This window comes from Sessilibacter sp. MAH3 (assembly GCF_054658275.1).
Map to the genome: position 1 here is coordinate 1 of NZ_BAAGIE010000022.1, position 17,441 is coordinate 17,441.

At 40.7% G+C, this 17,441-nt stretch carries 12 protein-coding genes; 2 read left to right on the plus strand and 10 right to left on the minus strand.

Annotation, left to right across the window (positions count from 1 at the left end; all coding sequences use genetic code 11):
- Positions 1-539 precede the first annotated feature (539 nt).
- Positions 540-2,273, plus strand: a complete 1,734-nt coding sequence (locus tag ACYQ2C_RS13470; RefSeq protein ID WP_460103446.1) for a vanadium-dependent haloperoxidase — start codon at positions 540-542, stop codon at positions 2,271-2,273.
- A 109-nt stretch (positions 2,274-2,382) separates the two neighbouring features.
- Here ACYQ2C_RS13470 and ACYQ2C_RS13475 read toward each other — a convergent pair whose 3' ends face one another.
- The 3 genes from ACYQ2C_RS13475 to ACYQ2C_RS13485 all read right to left on the minus strand — a co-directional run bounded on the left by ACYQ2C_RS13475 (position 2,383) and on the right by ACYQ2C_RS13485 (position 7,452).
- Entirely contained in the window at positions 2,383-3,885 is a 1,503-nt protein-coding gene (locus ACYQ2C_RS13475; RefSeq protein WP_460103449.1) for an SLC13 family permease, read from the minus strand.
- 386 nt (positions 3,886-4,271) lie between these two features.
- The gene (locus ACYQ2C_RS13480; protein WP_460103452.1) at positions 4,272-5,627 is read right to left on the minus strand and encodes a sigma-54-dependent transcriptional regulator; all 1,356 of its coding nucleotides are present in this window, start codon (positions 5,625-5,627) and stop codon (positions 4,272-4,274) included.
- Between the two features lie 22 nt (positions 5,628-5,649).
- A complete protein-coding gene (locus ACYQ2C_RS13485) occupies positions 5,650-7,452 on the minus strand; it encodes a sensor histidine kinase (RefSeq protein ID WP_460103455.1) in 1,803 nt (600 codons plus the stop codon).
- A 613-nt stretch (positions 7,453-8,065) separates the two neighbouring features.
- On the opposite strand from ACYQ2C_RS13485, the gene ACYQ2C_RS13490 reads away from it, so the two are divergent.
- Complete coding sequence (locus tag ACYQ2C_RS13490; protein WP_460050560.1) at positions 8,066-9,379, plus strand: OprD family outer membrane porin; 1,314 nt, start codon at positions 8,066-8,068, stop codon at positions 9,377-9,379.
- Between the two features lie 84 nt (positions 9,380-9,463).
- On the opposite strand, the gene ACYQ2C_RS13495 is transcribed toward ACYQ2C_RS13490, so the two are convergent.
- The 7 genes from ACYQ2C_RS13495 to ACYQ2C_RS13525 all read right to left on the minus strand — a co-directional run bounded on the left by ACYQ2C_RS13495 (position 9,464) and on the right by ACYQ2C_RS13525 (position 17,438).
- Positions 9,464-10,033, minus strand: a complete 570-nt coding sequence (locus tag ACYQ2C_RS13495) for a DUF2802 domain-containing protein (protein WP_460103459.1) — start codon at positions 10,031-10,033, stop codon at positions 9,464-9,466.
- Positions 10,034-10,170: 137 nt separating this feature from the next.
- A complete protein-coding gene (locus tag ACYQ2C_RS13500; protein WP_460050556.1) occupies positions 10,171-10,659 on the minus strand; it encodes a chemotaxis protein CheW in 489 nt (162 codons plus the stop codon).
- A 401-nt stretch (positions 10,660-11,060) separates the two neighbouring features.
- Positions 11,061-12,824, minus strand: a complete 1,764-nt coding sequence (locus ACYQ2C_RS13505) for a chemotaxis protein CheW (protein ID WP_460103462.1) — start codon at positions 12,822-12,824, stop codon at positions 11,061-11,063.
- Entirely contained in the window at positions 12,817-13,632 is an 816-nt protein-coding gene (locus ACYQ2C_RS13510) for a ParA family protein (protein ID WP_460103464.1), read from the minus strand. Before ACYQ2C_RS13510 ends, ACYQ2C_RS13505 begins: the two co-directional genes overlap by 8 nt.
- Before the next feature lie 487 nt (positions 13,633-14,119).
- Positions 14,120-15,322: a flagellar motor protein MotB gene (locus ACYQ2C_RS13515; protein WP_460103467.1), complete on the minus strand. Its 1,203-nt coding sequence runs from the start codon at positions 15,320-15,322 to the stop codon at positions 14,120-14,122.
- 183 nt (positions 15,323-15,505) lie between these two features.
- A complete protein-coding gene (locus tag ACYQ2C_RS13520; RefSeq protein WP_460050549.1) occupies positions 15,506-16,246 on the minus strand; it encodes a flagellar motor protein in 741 nt (246 codons plus the stop codon).
- 97 nt (positions 16,247-16,343) lie between these two features.
- On the minus strand, positions 16,344-17,438 hold the full coding sequence (locus ACYQ2C_RS13525; RefSeq protein ID WP_460103470.1) for a protein-glutamate methylesterase/protein-glutamine glutaminase: 1,095 nt from the start codon (positions 17,436-17,438) through the stop codon (positions 16,344-16,346).
- Between the last annotated feature and the right edge of the window lie 3 nt (positions 17,439-17,441).

Sequence of the window (17,441 nt, forward strand, 5' to 3'; positions counted from 1 at the left end):
CAATCACTTACCGTTCTTGAAATTGGCGACACATCCTTGTGTCGCGAGAAACTCTAGGTTAATCAGAGTTTCCTATACAATTACAATTCTGTCTAAGCCACTCAATTGTGACGCGCACATCATTTTTGACTCGATATTATTTTTTTAACATTACTTGTCAACGCACCTTCATTTAACTCGTTTCTTCTTTTACCAACACGGAATTTATTTGAGCCTGCAATTAAATAAGGTTAATTAAAATCGCTTAAAAATAGAAGGGAGATGCGTGAGTATAGGAAATTCTAATTAGTCTAGAGTTTCTAAGTACACAAGGATGTACCGTCAATTTCAAGAACGGCAAATGATTGAATTTGTGAAAACAATTGGAAGTCGCAGCGTTAATTCTTTCCCTCTGATTAAATTATGAAATAGGTTAATCAGAGACACCATAGCAGATTATTATTTAACCACAGTTAATCTACGGCCAAATTTTTCGTTGGGTGACTAAATTCCTTTTTATTTTTTTGTAATTTTCGATGTAAATAACATGGAGCTTTCTGATGTCAGAAGAATTATCGAATATAAACAGCAATTCTACTTCTCGTCGTGATTTTTTAAAAATAAGTACTTCCGCGGTTGCCGCCGCTGGAGTCGCGGGCACTATTGGCGGTGTTAGTTCAGCTCATGCAGATGATTTTTATGTGGACGATTTTGACGCATCTACAGAATCTGGCAGCCGTCGTATGGATGCGTTAGCTATTCGCGTTAATGCCGCAGAAAGAGAATCTAATTTCACTTTAAGTTTAGGTCCACAGTTAGATAACGATGACGAAGCGCGATACAAAGATCAGCGTTATTACGCCAGTTACAGCAAGTCGTTGCCGTGTAATTCTTTAGGGGAAGTAAATCCGGGCGAGTTTAAAAAATTGCAGTTAGCCATGCAAACCGGTGCGCAAGAAGACTTTAACGCAATTGTGTTAGCAACGGATGCAAGACCCTTAACGTCGCCGCAGGCAGCATTTAAATACATTTTAGCCGGTCGTGATAGTCACGCCACTCGAATTAATTCGGCTCACGCCTTTAGAAGCCCTGAAATTGCGGTTGAAATGGGTGAGGTGTACTGGCAAGCCGTATTACGTGATGTGCCGTTTATGGATTATGGGAATCGGCCTATTGTTCAAAGCGCGGTTAATGATTTGAATAGTTTCACCGCACGGCCTAGTCAAAAACCCGTTACCGTGGGTAATTTATTCCGTGGTGAAACTGCTGGTGATTTAAAAGGTCCGTACGTTAGCCAATTATTGTTGCTACCCTTTAGCTACGGTTCTGTGGATGTGGAGCAACGCTATGAAGTAGGCACGGCCAATGTTGACTTTATGTTAACCGAAGGCAATTGGCTCGCGGTACAACGTGGCCGCGTGAACGAAACCGCAACGTTTGAAACTCAGAAAAAATTCATTTATAACGCTCGCTCGATGGCTGAATACGTGCATCGTGATATTACCTTCTCGGCCTATATTCAAGCGGCTTTAATTATGATGCAGTTTGGTCAAGATGCCCTTGACTCTGGATTTCCCTACGGTAATACAATTTTTAATCAACAAGGCTTTACAACCTTTGGTGCTCCATTTATTTTGGATTTGGTCGCTCGTGCTGGCAATTTAGGTTTAGCAACCGCATGGTTCCATAAATGGAGAGTGAATCGCTTTTTAAGACCAGAAGCTTACGCAGGTCGTGTGCATTTTCATGTTACTGGGCAAGCCAATTACGAATTGCACGACGACATTTTAAATTCAAATGTGCTTTCAATACTGTTCAACCAAAACGGCACTTATTTCTGCCCTCAAGCTTTCCCCGAAGGTTCACCAACCCACCCTTCATTCCCAGCTGGCCATGCCTGCTATTCAGGTGCGTGTGCAACCGTATTAAAAGCCTTGTTTAATGAAGATTTTCTGTTCCCTCGAATCATGCAATCTGCCGACGGTTTAACGCTAAATGATGTTTCCAGTCAGTTTTCTGAAGGTGTTACGTTTGGCGGTGAAATTAACAAATTGGCCAATAATATTGCACTCGGTCGTGACGGTGCAGGTGTTCATTATCGTCAAGATGGCATTCAAGGTTTGTACGCTGGCGAACAAGTAGCAATTGCGTTATTACAGCAAGAAGCCACAACAGTGAATGAAGATTTTCCAGGATTTAGTTTAACAACCTTTAAAGGTCATAAAATCACCATCAAAAAAGATGGAGTGTTTAATGACGATAACACTGAATACAACCCTATTTATTTGGATTAATGTATTAATCTTTAAAAAAAGGAAACCCCGCTAAACGGGGTTTTTAGAATAAAAAAACCGGCTGATGAACAGCCGGAACAAGGTGCTTGTATTTTTTGAATCGATGGAATTACAGGTCGATTCCGAAGATGGTGGGTGCAAGAGTAATAATCGCAATATAAATAATGAAGATACTGACTAGGTTTATCCAAAGACCTGCTTTCATCATGTCTTTAATACGCAAACCTTCGTAGGAGAAAACAATAGCATTTGGCGGAGTAGCAACCGGCATCATAAATGCCATTGATGCTGCCAACGCAGCAGGAATTGCCAATGCTAATGGGCTGTATCCTAGGCCGACAGAAACCGCACCAAGAATCGGTAAGAAGGTTGCCGTGGTTGCGGTGTTAGAGGTAATTTCGGTTAGGAATACGATAGTGATAATGGTTACCAAAATAATCATCGAAATTTCTAACGAATCGAGTGAACCCACAAATTCACCAATAGACATTGCAAGGCCGGTGCTCTTAAACGCTGCCGCCAGTGCTAAACCACCACCGAACAATAACAACACGCCCCAAGGCACACCTTTGGCGGCATCCCAGTCAACCGTGAATTGATTGCGTTCAATAGATGCAGGAATCACAAACAAAATACTTGCCGCAAATAATGCAATTGATGTGTCGCTTATATTCAGCCCAGTAAGGCTAATGATAAATTTACGGAAGATCCAAGCAACCACGGTAAAACCAAACACAATTAAGACGATTAATTCACCACGACCGATTTTGCCCATTGCGTTTAATTCGTTAACCACCAGTTGATCGGCACCTTCTAAATCGAGATGACCAACAGGGAAAACCAATTTACACAAAATAAACCAAACAATCGGTAATAAAATTACGGCAACAGGAACACCCATCATCATCCAAGTTGCAAAATCGATACTTACGCCGTAACTATCTTGCAAAAAGCTCGCAAGCAAGGTGTTTGGCGGTGTACCAATAAGCGTTGCAACTCCACCAATTGACGCGCTGTAAGCGATGCCTAACATTAAGGCGATACCAAAGCGACGTACCTGCGCAGGGTCTTTGCCTTTTGAAGCAATGAAATCAATTAATGAAATACCTACGGTAAACATCATTAAGGTTGTTGCTGTGTTGGAGATCCACATCGATAAAAATGCGGTGGACAACATAAAACCTGCAATAATGCTGCTGCCCGAAGTACCCGCAAATTTTACCACCGTCAATGCAATGCGCTTATGAAGTCCCCAACGCTGCATGGCGGCGGCAATTAAAAACCCGCCCAAAAATAAATAAATTAATGGATTGCTGTAGCTGGCTGCGACGGTTTTTTGATCGCCAATTCCTAATATCGGCATAAATACTATGGGCAATAACGCCGTTACAGGAACAGGGGCGGCCTCGGTCATCCACCAGATTACCATCCAAGTAGTGAGCGCAACCAATTTCCAAGCGCCCGGAGATAAACCTTCTGGTGCAGGAATAAACGTTAAGATTAAACATACCAAAGGCCCGGCGACAATACTGAATAATCGCAACTTTGACATGGGGGTAGTTGGTGTTGTAACGCTCTCCGACGAGGTATTTGATTCAGCTTGTGCTGTCATAACATCGACTCTCTTTCATTTATGTGCTCTAAATGCATTATTGCTTTTATAGACGAGCACGTTTTTATTATCAGAACGGCTTAAAAATTCTGTCGCCGAGACTTTTGGGTTAATTGTGGGAAAATCTTGTGCGATTCGCCTGCGGTTTCTATATGGCAAGAGCAATGCCAATGCTTTTTTCTAATATAACCTGTTGAATTCTAATAACTTTTATATTTAATTGAAAAATCAAACAAGGAATTTAAAAAAAAGCAGAGGGGATAAAACCACCCATTTAAATTAACCAATGGGTGGGATGATTACCAACCTAACATTGTGGTAATCATCAATATAAAAACGAGGTTTGGAAATGCCTATTTACCGCACAAAAGCAACACTACTTTAGTCTAGGCGTCTTTAAATTGGCTTTTATCGAGATTGTATTTGCGCATTTTTTCGTACAAGGTTTTTCGGGCAACACCCAAATTATCTTGCACAACTTTTAAACGGCCTTCACAACGCGTTAACTCATCGCGAATAATACTTTCTTCAAACCGACTTACTTGCTCGGCGAGCGTTAACGGTGCTCGCGGTCGTTCCGGGCTGGATTCGTCGAATGCTCTAGCCTCTCCCAATAAAACAAAACAATTTGCAAGATTACGCAATTCGCGCACACCGCCCGGCCAGTCGTGGCGCAATAACCACTGACGTTTTTCGGCAGACAGTAAAGGTACCTCAACCTTGTAGTTATTGCCCGCCACCTGAGTGAAATGTTCAAACAATAACGACACATCTTCGATTCGATCGCGCAACGGCGGAATACGCACCTGCAACACATTAAGTCGATAATATAAATCGGCCCTAAATTCGCCTTTATCACTTAATTCTTTTAAATCCGTTTTTGTTGCGCCTACAACCCGCACATCAACAGGAATGAGTTTATTACTGCCCAGTGGTTGAATAGCTCGCTCTTCTAATACGCGCAGTAATTTAATTTGCAACGACAGCGGCATACTCTCGATTTCATCGAGTAAAACGGTACCACCGTTGGCGTATTCAAATTTACCAATGCGTTTACCTTTTGCATCGGTAAAGGCACCGGCTTCGTGACCGAATAATTCACTCTCGATGATCGATTCCGGTAAAGCCCCGCAATTAATGGCTACAAAGGGTTTTTCATGACGAACACTTTGATAATGCAAATAGCGCGAAATTAACTCTTTACCACAACCCGTTTCACCCTCAATTAATACATCGGCAGGCAAATCTTTAATGTCATGAAGCAAACCGCGCAGGCGTTTCATGACAGGCGTATTGCCAACAATTCGAATGCCTGCCGAAGGTTGCGTTTCTAATTCACGCTTTAATTCTAGGTTTTCTAGGGTTAAACGACGTTTTTCTAACGCTCTATCAAGTCGCGTTAACATGGCGTCGCTGGAAAAAGGTTTTTCCAAAAAATCGTAAGCCCCTAAATGCATGGCTTCAACGGCAATGGCAACATTACCCTTGCCGGTTAAAACAATAACGGGAATATTGCTGTCGATTTTCGATATTTCCGACAACAGCTGTAGGCCGTCCATTAACGGCATATCGATATCGGTGATAACAACACCATCAAACCCAGGCTCGACCAAATCCAAGGCTAACTTGCCATTAGCCGCGGTTTGCACTTCGTAATCTTCAAGCTCAAGGGTTTGAGATAATGCTTTTAACACCTGTGGTTCGTCGTCAACCAACAAAACTTTTTTTGAAAAAAAATTCATTCCGGTAAAATTACTCGCGTGATCAGTGATTTTGTTTGGTATGTATAGGCAAAGATATGACCAACCTTAAACCACCCTGCTCTATTAAGTCAGCTTTTATGCTGCCGCCTTGACTTTCAACAATTCTTTTGGCAATTGCCAATCCTAAACCCAGACCGCTATCACGGGTAGTAAAAAATGGCTCAAACAGATTTTCTAAAATATTAGCATCTACTCCCGGACCATTATCGCAGACCTCAAGCCACAGGTATCCGTCTGATTCGTAATTACTTAAAGAAATTTTTGGGCTTTCGGTAGCGTTTAAGGCATGTACTGCATTGCTGACTAGATTAACAATAACCTGCTCAATTAGAACAGGTTCGCAAAATACCAAGCTATCGGTAGTTTGGTTGATTAATTTAACGGATTTTTTTTCAAGTTCTGGTCGCACAATACTTAATGCCGCAGAGATAATTTCTGATAGACCACAAGGTCGCGATTCGGGCTGTGAGCGTCTGGCAAAGATTCGAAACTGCTGAACAATTTTTACCATTGAATCGGTTACTGAAACAATATCGCGCAAAGTTTCTTCCAAAAGCCGGGTTTTTTTCAGTTCCATCATTCGTAAACTGTTGTTGGCGTAACTGCGTAACGCCTGTAACGGTTGCGTTAATTCGTGATGTAAACCTGCGGAAAACTCCCCTAACACGGCTAATTTAGCGGTTTGCACCAATTCTGCTTGGGCCTGTTGCAGCGCTTTATGGGCGTGTTCTTGTTCTATGGCAGATTCTTGCAGCTGTTGGTTGCGCACCTGTAAATCTTGCGTCAGCTCATTCACTTGGTTTTCAAGTCGTCGATTCATATCTTGCAAATGAACGCGCAATTCCCGCTTTTTATCCAAATACAACCAATACATATGTAACAATAAAAATAAAACCGTATAAGTAAATAAATACCACACAATGGATAAATATCGATTGGCAAAGGGTACCAACGTGGCCACATTTAAGTCCCAGTTTGGCATAAATGTTTGATTAATTTGCCAATGTTTTTTTACCTCGCCGGAACCTAAAAATATTTCGTTAACAGTGTTCAAATCGTTAGAGGTTGTTTTTGCCACCACCTTTAGCTCGTTCGGACCGTAACGTTGCGTGTCATTTAATGCGCGTAATTTCTCAACGCTGTGGTCAAGCAGCGATTTATACAACCAATCCGATCGAGAACTGAAAAAGACTATGCCATCGCGATCGAACACTAAAAATTCGATGCCCGATTTTTGCCAAATTTCCTCAATGTGATTCAGCGAAATTTTAATGACTATAACCCCAATCGATTTTCCATTATGCGTTACCGAAGAAGAGAAAAAATATCCGCGTTTACCCGAACGTATACCCAATGCCAAATAATGCCCGGCGCCGGTATTTATAGCTTCACGATAATAGGGACGAAAAGAATAATCGTCACTAACAAAACTGTCTGGCTGCTTATGATTACTCGATGCGACCGTAACTCCCTGATCGTCGAGCAAATAGATAACATCACTCCCCAACTCATTATTGAGTCGTTCAAATTCTAAGTTGATTGCTGAAATATTTGCCTCGGTAGGATTAATTAATACCGATAAAACTGATCCCGACTGTTTGAGTAAAGAAGGAACAAACTGATAATAGGTTAGCGATGAACTTAAAGTATCTTCAACCAAAGCCCGTTCACGTTGAAGTTGTTCATCAAGCTGTTTTCCGCTTATAAAATAGCCAAAAAAACACACAATGGTAAAACCCATCACATAGGTTACGGCGCTAAGATTTCGTAATCGTTGATAGGAAATTAAATTAAACACTGTCATTTACGTCTATTATCGCCATATCGCGAAAGCAAAAAATTGAAAATATAATTTCTAATTTCGTCATAATCTCACTATGTTATCGTTATTGCATCGCAGCATGTTTTTTATGACTTATCTAATAGCTACAAACACGCATTAAATCGGCGTTTGTCTGTATAGGAAACTCTGATTAACCTAGAGTTTCTCGCGACACAAGGATGTGTCGCCAATTTCAAGAACTGTAAGTGATTGAAATTGTGAAGAAATTGGAAATCACATTTTCAATTTCTTCCCTCTGATTAAATCAAGGATGAGTTAATCAGAGGTTCCTATAGGTTCTAACACATCTGTAATCGCCGATCATCAATATATCTTTTTACTTGGTAATACAACAAAGATTAAAAGATACCAAATTCACCCACTTTTATCGAAACCGGTGGATTTCCACCCATTTTTCATTCTCTAGTCTTTGGCGAATCTACACATTTCCGTAACTTTAGCCAAAATTTCACATTGGTATGCTTCTCGCTCAGTGTCGCCAGCGTTACATCTAATTGATTTAATTATGAACGATTGTACGCCACATCGAAATAGCATGTGAAATACGAACATAACAATAACAGGCAATTGGACCATGAGAAGACATCACCAAAGTTTATTATTTTTGGCCGTGACAACTGCTGCAACGACACCCTTAGCGAATGCCAGTGAATTACAAGATGCGTTTGTGAAAGACGCAAACTTGAGCCTGCAATCACGTTTTGCCACCATCACTCGCGAATTTAAAGAAGCTCCTCAAACCGATCGTGAGCAGTCTGTATTAGGTTTACGTTTTAAATACGAAACCGGGAAAATTGCAGACAGCATTCGCTTGGTAACGTCTATTTATCACGTAGAAGAAGTTTATACGAGCGGAGCCGCGGCTAATGATTTATTACCGGTAAATCCCGCAGGCGATCAAGAAGAACGTTTCACTAAGTTTGGTGAGGCGTATGTTGAGCTAACACCGTTTAAAAATTTCAGCGCTAAAGTGGGTTATCAACCCATTAAATCTTTATTAAAAAGCAGCTCTGGACAGCGTGCAATTCCAGACACCTACCAAGGTATTTCTGCTGCGTATAAATTGGGCGATGTCACACTTTACAGCCAGTGGTACAACAAATGGTCGCGCCGCCACGATAAAGATTCTGAAAAATTCACCACCGATTTAGGCGCAGAGATTGATCATATTTGGATTAACGGCCTGACCTATAAAAAAGACGCGTTAACGGTTGACGCGGAAATTTTAAAATCCGCTAATTTTTTACAAAAAACCGGTTTACGTGCAAGTTACTACTGGCCCCTAGGTGAAGATCAACGTTTTACCGCGAAAGCCGGTGTATTTACTTCTGACGACGATGGTAGTTTATTTGTGGTAGGTGCAGAAGCTGGCGAACTTGATGATGAAGATGCAGCGGCAGTAGGCTCACCAAGTAACAACAATGGCTTTGGTGCCTATGTTCAAGGTATTTGGGATTACCACGACTGGAAGTTTACCACTGCGGTCAGTAAATTTGACGAAACTTGGATTGAAGACAACCACTCCGGCGACCATGGTACTAACCCATTCCCAACGCGTTCAATTATTTTTCCAGACTTTTCAAACAGCAATGAAACCGCTTACCTTGTAGGTGTTGAGTACGACTGGCATAAATGGGTTCCGGGTTTAAGCACTGCATTTAATTATTCCAAAGGCGAAGACATTGAAAATAGTGTTGATAAATCTTTGGGTGAAGGCAGTGAAAATTACCGAGAAATTTTTATTAAATACAATCCCAATTGGTTAAAGGGCTTGGCTTTTCAATGGCGTATTCACGATTACCGTGGCAAAAAGACCGGTAACGTAGATGGTGTAAAAGGCGACGATTTCGACAATCGTATTTTTGTGGATTACACCTACAAGTTTTAATTCTCCTTTTCTATAGATCTTGCAAATCTAATCCTGCTGTCATCTTGACACCCCTATTTCGTACCCTCGAATTAGGGGGATTTTTTAATTCGCCGACGATTCGCTATTAACCAACTGCATTAAATTGGCTTCGGAGCGCGATAATCCACAACGTTCGGCTACCTCTTCTGCACTCACACCCTGTTTTAACAAGTGTAAGGCTTCGTTATAAGAACCCGATTGCAAGCGTTGCTGAAAACTAAATTCGTCAGAAAAATTCAAATACCGTGCGTCGAACTCCTCATTAAAGAAATTGCGCTGTGGCTTATTATCGGGTTTTGATTTGCTCTCAGGCCTAGGTTCTTGAACTGCCGAAGCAGAGGTGTACCGCTCAGGGTTCGGCGAATCATTGTGTGAAAAATTAGGACTTGCCTCAAGTTGCGCTACTTTCTGCTGTAAGGTCTTACTGTGTTGCTCAAGATGAACGAGCACCTTACCCATAGAAACTTGAGCTTGGTTGATGACCGTTATTTCTCTTTTTACAAAACTGGCGAGTTCTTTATGCTGTTGTGAAACCGTTCGAAGACGCCTAAAAACAACGAACAACAAACTGAAACAGAGAACAGCGCCAATGCCCAACACCAGAGAAAGAATAATAAGAAAGGAATTAATCATAGAAGAGCCGCTCTTTACGATTTAACGTATGCTTTTTTCAAAGAATGATTAACACAACAATCATTGAATAAGCTAAGAGCGGCTTAATTGGTATTTGTAATTAATATTACAGCGGCATAAAACCTGAGCGCATAATATTAAACTTCCTCAAGTTCAGCCCACTCTTGATCTGTGAGTAGTTTATTCAATTCTATTAATATTAGAAGCTCATCGTTTTTATGGCAAACGCCTTGGATAAATTTAGCACTTTCTTCATTGCCAACATTAGGGGCAGTTTCAATTTCGGATTGTCGTAGGTAAACAACCTCGGCAACGCTATCGACCAGAATACCAATGACATGCTGATCTGCTTCTATGATGACAATACGGGTGTTATCGGTAATTTCGCCGGGCTCTAAATTAAATCGATTACGGGTATCAATAACCGTCACCACATTGCCCCGTAAATTTATAATTCCAATCACGTATCCAGGCGCGCCCGGTACAGCAGCGATTTCAGAATAACGCAGCACCTCTTGCACCTGCATCACATTAACACCATAGGTTTCACCAGCGAGTCGGAAGGTTACCCATTGCAAAATTGGATCTTCGTTAACTTTCGCTTTTGTGTTGGTATTACTTGCCATGATTTATTTTCCTGATACCTATTAAGGTTCAAACACATTCAAATTTCTGATTCATTGAATATAGTAGATATTTAAATTATCGACCATTAAAGCGGTTAAAAATAGCTAGTGAGTATATAAGGCTCTTATTGACTAACGACTTATCGATTCTTGTTAACGTATATTCCTGTTAACTTATATTTCTACTCATTTATATTGAAATAATTAAATCTATCATTTTGCTATAGAAAACTCTGACTATCTCAGAGCTTCTGGTGACATCAGTACGTATCACCAATTTCACGAACGGTAAGTCATTGAAATGGTGAAGACATTGAAAGTCGCGCTTTCAAGTTCTGTTCTCTGATGAATTCATGAATGAGTTAATCAGAGATTCTTATTGCAATATTAGCCATACATAATTAATGAACGGATTTCCGCTCCGAATCTAAGACCCTTTTACCTAAATTTGGAATATCTATAAGAGTGCACATTTTTTCTTTAATCATACCGGCGAACCAAGGTCGTTGTTCGTGCAACGAACGCCAATTGACCGAGGCCGGATCTAAACGAAAAGGTTGATCCACTTTATCAACGGCAAATCCCCAGGGAATTTGATCAATTGTAATGACAAATCGATATCGAGATTTACAGCTTGAATTATAACGCTCGGGCATTAACAACAATGAGGTATCAATAGTTTTCACCCTACCCGTCTGGGTTTGCATGATTCCCATCATCCAATTTGCTTGACCAAAAATAGGCGTTAAATTGTTACCTATTTTATAAATTTGTCCGAGGGTTACCAAGGGCACTGCCATAGTTACGCCATTGACTTCAAATAAGAAAATATCGAACTTCTTTTGAGCCCATTTAGGCCGCCCATTTTCGGCCCATTCAAAATATTCTCGTATATCTGGTCGTGTCTTGGTCTTAATACCTAATTGATCGGCAATACTGGTTGTTTCTTTAAGATTTACGCCCAATTTGGCAAGCATTATCTCGGCTTGTCGAACCGCCAATGTGGTTTTATCCTGTGTTTTAAGATCAAGCTTTTCTTGAGTTGCTGTTTTTAAAGCAACTTTTTGCTCAACGTTAACATCAACAACAGGTTCTACTTTTGTAGCGACTACTTGTTCTGTTTCTGTCGCAACATTCTGCTGTAGTAACGTTTGCGTTAATGTTGAAGCTTCGGTATTTACTGGCGTTTGCAAAAAAGACTGGGTTAATAACCTTTGTAAATTCTGATTACGTTCGGCGTAATCGATGGGTAATAATTTGGAATCTGTAACCAACAATTGTGATTTTTCTTGGGTATTATTCCTAGACTCAAGCTCAGTAGTGAAATCTTCGTTAGCGTTAGGAACAGTTTGAGAGTCGTAATTTAGCGAAGACGTTGTAAGCTCTTTATTAGGTGTTTCTATTAAATAATTATTGGTATAAGAGTTGTGATCAGATGTGTTGTGAGTATCAGTACCGTGAGCAGCACCAGCGTCCACTAAAGAGGAATTGTTAACACTAGAATGAGGCGATAACTCAACGAAAAAGTCGGAATGCAAGGTTAACTCAGCTTTCTGTTCTGGATCACGACAAACAGTAGTAGTAACAGAGCCAGTAGTAGTAACAGAGCCAGTGGTAGCATCAAAAGATTCTTCACTCTGCGAACGCTCACGATTACGGTAATAAAATTTTAAATCTTTATCTAATTCACCCAAACGCTCTACTAACTGCGCGCAATGCCTAGTACATTCAAAATCAAAATTTTGTAACGATCGTATTTTTCTTTGAAGTCTGTTGACGATTATTTGAGAAAAAAGAGCCGTAAAAAATTGTGAATCATTTTTTTCGAACGATTTATTCTGCGTTGTATTGGCACAAGCATCTAAAGAATTTTTATCTGAGCAACCTTCTTCTAAAGAACCCTGTTTTAAAGGGCTCTGTTTTAAAGGGCTCTGTTTTAAAGAACCATGCTTTAAAGAATTCTGCTCTGAAGAATTTTGGTCTGAAGAGTGCGACTTCTGATGTACTGATAACTCCGGCTTTTCTGACTGTAACTCTCGATCATTATTATTAGCGTCTGAATCACAGTCATGCGTTTCTTGAACCGCTGTTTCGTTGTCTAGCAGTTGAGAAAAATAAGAGTCTAAGGCTTTTTCCGAGCCCTCAAATTCTTGGGGTTCAACCAACGTTTTGCTCCAAATACTCGGTCGAGTCCTGTTGCGAGTCAGGTACTTTTAACAAAAACTTTAATAGCGAGCGATAGGCTGAAACCGCTCGGCCATTTGGATCAAACACGTGTGGTGCTACACCTGCTTTGCTGGCATCACGCAAACGAGTATCCACCGAAATTTTGCCAGCCCAGGCATGATCGGGATATTGGTTTTTAATCAGCCTTAAACTGGTGGTAGAAGCTTGAGTTCGTCGATCAAACATGGTTGGTACAATGGTGTATTCCAACGGCGTTTTACGCGACTTGCTGAGCATACCTAGGGTATGCACCATTCTTTCCAAACCTTTAATGGCTAAATGCTCGGTTTGTACGGGAATAACTAATCGTTCACAGGCGGCCAGTGCGTTAATCATGAGCACACCCAAAATGGGTGGGCTATCAATCAGTATTAAATCGAAGCCTTGTTCGAGAATTTTAACGGTTTTCGAAATAACCAAACCTAAACCGTCTTTACCAATCGCTTGACGCTCAAGGGTTGCGAGAGCCGTTGATGCAGGAATAAAAAATAAATTTTCGAGATTGGTTTTATGTATAAGTTTATTAATCGTATTTTTATCTAGGGTTTTATGGTGCTCAAAGAGGTTATAGGTAGATTCTGTACAGTAATCAGCGTTTAAACCCCAATAACTGGTGAGTGAGCCGTGCGGATCAATGTCCAACATAAGTACTTTTAGCCCAGCTTGTGCAGCTAGCCCACCCAGCGCAATAGTTGTGGTCGTTTTACCGACACCACCCTTTTGATTTGCAACACTCCAAACAAGCATCTCGACCTCGATATTATTAATCTGTTTAGCGTCAAACTATTGCCACCTTAATTTTATTCGGTGCAGTTGCGCAGAATAAAGCAAGTTAAATACCTAACTAAGTGCTGTTCTTTCCTAAAAATTTTATAAAACAAACAAAATCATCGAGCAAAAACGGAACTCACACTCTTTATCGGCAGAAACTCAGCCAAATTAATAACATCATAAAATGCTAATTTAATAACTCTCCGGTTAGCTGAGAGTTATTAAATTATCAAAATATTACTCCTATCGCCAGAAACTCAGAATTTATTATGGGAAACTCTGATTAACCGACGTTTCTCGCGACACAAGTATGTGTCGCCAATTTCAAGAGCGGTAAGTGATTGAAATTGTGCAGAAATTGGAAATCGCATTGTCAATTTCTGTCCTCTGATTAAGTCAGGGATGAGTTTATCAGAGGTTCCTACCGTTCTCGAAAAAGACCTCTAGGACTAAATTTGACTGATTAGCGTTGTGGCGTAATCTCGCTAGATGGCTCTTCATTGGTGATTAGAATATTACCATCGTTCAATTGAATAATATTCAGATCGTTCACGGAGTTAATCTCCTCAGACGACGTGTTAGAACTAGAGTTAGCACGAAATACGTTAGTATTATTTTTGTTAATATCGCTGTTGTTAATATTGCTGTTGTTAATACCTTCGTCAGTTTTGTGCTGAATATCAATGGAGTCGCGAATTGTTTGCAAAGACGTATCTCCCACCGGCTTGGCCAATTCGATTAAGCGATTATTCTTTTCTCTAGCACTTAGATTTTTGTCGGTTAAAATTTGCTGTCTTTGCTGATAATAACGTTTAAATTCTCTGTCACTATTGATAACTTCTTCGATAATCCGCTTCGAGATTCTGATAACAATTCTCGGATTTTCAACGGAAGATTGTTCACTACTAAAATCGACAACAGGACGCTGGAAACTGTGGCCCACGGCGGTTAAACGCTGTTGATCGATTCCTGATTGAACCATAATTTCAATGGCTGAAGCAGCCCGTGCAGAAGACAATTCCCAGTGACTGGGATAGAAATCGGAGTTAATAGCTAAATTATCGGTATGCCCTTCAACAGAGATCGGATTTTTATAAACAGCCAACACTTTGGCTATTTCGTCGAGCAAAGTTTCGGCAGCGTAATTAGGTTCTGCGCTAGAAGGTAAAAAATAGTCGTGTGTTTTAAGGGTTATGTCATACCAAAACTTGCCATTTTGCACACTCACGTTGCCGCTATTTAAATAATCGCGCAAAGCTTTTTTTAAATCGTTGTCTAATTGCGCAAATATCTCCGCCTCAAGTTTTTGCTCAAGAGCATCCCAATAACTTTTGTCGGCGTCATTAGTGAATACATTCGATTTAGAAAGCACCGCTGGATCATCTTGAGCATCGGAGCTAATCGAGGAGTTGTATTCTGAATTAACGGGAGCCGCAGACGTGGATACACTCGGATCACCGACTTGAATAGGATTCAGTGATTTTTCAGGCTGATTGAATATTGCCTGTAAAACCTGATTGAGCTGTTGATATTTATCTTGATTAACCTGAGAAATAGAATACATCACCACAAAGAAGGCAAAGAGTAGCGTAATAAAATCGGCATAGGAAACCAGCCAGCGCTCGTGATTAACACTTAATTCGGTTTTAGCACGCGATTTAATCATGAGACGCCATACAGATTAAGACTATAAAAACCTCTGAGTAACCCATCCTTGATTTAATCAGAGAGCAAAAATTGAATATACGATCTCCAATTTTTTCAAAACATCAATCACCGTCACTCTTAAAACTACAAACACATTCTCGTACCACTAGAAACTCCAGTGTATTTGGAGTTTTCTATACGATTATTTAATATAGCCATTGAGTTTTATTTCAATAAATTTGGGGTTCTCACCTTCAGAAATTGCAATTAAACCGTCGATCATCAATTCTTTAAAGCGCGATTCATGACCTACACACTGCTTTAGCTTATTTGCAATCGGCAATAGTAATAAATTAGCAAAGGCTACACCGTAGATGGTTGCTACGAAAGCAACGGCAATGCCAGGCCCTAATAACTCCGGATCAGCTAAATTTTGCATAACATGAATTAAACCAATCACGGCGCCAATAATACCAATGGTAGGCGAGTAACCACCCATACTTTCATAAAATTGCACCGCTTGCAGATCGAGTTGTTCTTTTTGAATGAGATCGTTTTCGAGCACCTGACGAATCGATTCAGATTGAGCACCATCGGCCAATAGCATTAGACCTTTTTTTGAGAACATGTCTTTTTCGTGATCGGCTATGGTCTCTAATCCTAACAATCCCTCTTTACGTGCAGTGGCTGCCCAATAGACAATTTTTTTTACTTCGTCGTGAAAATAATATTGCGGCGGTTTAAATACCCAGACAAATACCGACAGCGCCCGTTTTAGGCTTTGCCAAGGTGTCTGTAAAATCGCAGCGCCAAGGGTTCCACCAATAACAATTAATGCCGCCGATTCATTGATCAGTGATTTCCAGCTACCGCCTTCTAAAAAGTTACCGCCAATCAGTGCCGTAAAACCGATAATAACGCCGATGAAACTGAGTTTGTCCAAGATAGTTTACCCGTAATTTTTTGATTGCAGGTGACGAGTTAGGCAATCTACCGTTATTAACGGGATCAGCTAATGAGGATTTTTAAGGTAGGACGCGTTAATAATTAAACGCTTTTTGTAATTGCTCTGGAATTTCGTTTAACGATACCACTTTGTCAGTAAGATTGGCGCGAGCCACAGCCATTGGCATTCCATAAATCACACTGCTGCGCTGATCTTGCGACCAAATAACACCACCTTTTTCCTTCACAATCCGACTGCCTTCGCAGCCATCTGACCCCATTCCCGTTAAAATCATTGCCATAAAACTTGAGCCCCAGGTATTTGCAGCTGAGGCTAAGGTAATATCAACTGATGGTTTATAATTTAATCGGTCGTCACCCGGAAATACATTAATTCGGGTTCGATCTCTAGGGTTTATCATCATCTGTTGACCGCCCGGAGCAAGATAGGCTGTGCCTGGCCGCAACACCATCCCATCTTCAGCAAGAACTACGCGAATGCGACAAGTACTGTTTAAACGCTCGGCAAAAGCACGCGTAAAATTCTCTGGCATATGCTGAATTAATAATATTGGCAGTGAAAAATTCTCCGGCAAGCATTTTAATATTTCCGATAACGCCACCGGGCCACCCGTAGACGCTCCCATTGCAATGAGTTTTATTTTACCGTTAAGTTTTTGCGAGCAATGGGGAAATGTTCTGGGTGGTACGATAACTTCGCAATTACGCTCATAATGGTTTTCTAATGCAACCTTGGTTGCCGACTCGGGACGAGTAGCCGGTATAATATTTCGTCGTCGAGCAATTAATAATAAGCGTTGATGTAATTTGCGTTTTAATTCTTGCGGGTTTTTCGAAATTTCCGAAAAGCTTTTCGGCATAAAATCAACCGCCCCAGCATCGAGGGCATCTAGAGTTAATTTTGCACCTTCGTAGGTTAACGCAGATAGCATTAAAATCGGAGTTGGACGCTGTGCCATAATTTTACGAACGGCCTTTAATCCGTCCATTAATGGCATTTCGTAGTCCATGGTGATAACGTCGGGCTTTTTTTCAAGCGTCAAAGCAAGGGCTTGTTTGCCATTACCCGCGATACCAATAACTTTTAATTGAGGATGCTCCTCAATAATGGCGGCAAGTCTATTTTGAAAAAATAAAGAGTCATCGACAATTAAAACATTAATAGCCATATA

What these genes read in the sequence shown, in the direction of transcription:
- ACYQ2C_RS13500 (WP_460050556.1), bottom strand. Translation starts at nt 10,659, where the DNA reads ATGGCAAGTAATACCAACACAAAAGCGAAAGTTAACGAAGATCCAATT.
- ACYQ2C_RS13490 (WP_460050560.1), top strand. Translation starts at nt 8,066, where the DNA reads ATGAGAAGACATCACCAAAGTTTATTATTTTTGGCCGTGACAACTGCT.
- ACYQ2C_RS13485 (WP_460103455.1), bottom strand. Translation starts at nt 7,452, where the DNA reads ATGACAGTGTTTAATTTAATTTCCTATCAACGATTACGAAATCTTAGC.
- ACYQ2C_RS13475 (WP_460103449.1), bottom strand. Translation starts at nt 3,885, where the DNA reads ATGACAGCACAAGCTGAATCAAATACCTCGTCGGAGAGCGTTACAACA.
- ACYQ2C_RS13525 (WP_460103470.1), bottom strand. Translation starts at nt 17,438, where the DNA reads ATGGCTATTAATGTTTTAATTGTCGATGACTCTTTATTTTTTCAAAAT.
- ACYQ2C_RS13480 (WP_460103452.1), bottom strand. Translation starts at nt 5,627, where the DNA reads ATGAATTTTTTTTCAAAAAAAGTTTTGTTGGTTGACGACGAACCACAG.
- ACYQ2C_RS13510 (WP_460103464.1), bottom strand. Translation starts at nt 13,632, where the DNA reads ATGCTTGTTTGGAGTGTTGCAAATCAAAAGGGTGGTGTCGGTAAAACG.
- ACYQ2C_RS13470 (WP_460103446.1), top strand. Translation starts at nt 540, where the DNA reads ATGTCAGAAGAATTATCGAATATAAACAGCAATTCTACTTCTCGTCGT.
- ACYQ2C_RS13495 (WP_460103459.1), bottom strand. Translation starts at nt 10,033, where the DNA reads ATGATTAATTCCTTTCTTATTATTCTTTCTCTGGTGTTGGGCATTGGC.
- ACYQ2C_RS13515 (WP_460103467.1), bottom strand. Translation starts at nt 15,322, where the DNA reads ATGATTAAATCGCGTGCTAAAACCGAATTAAGTGTTAATCACGAGCGC.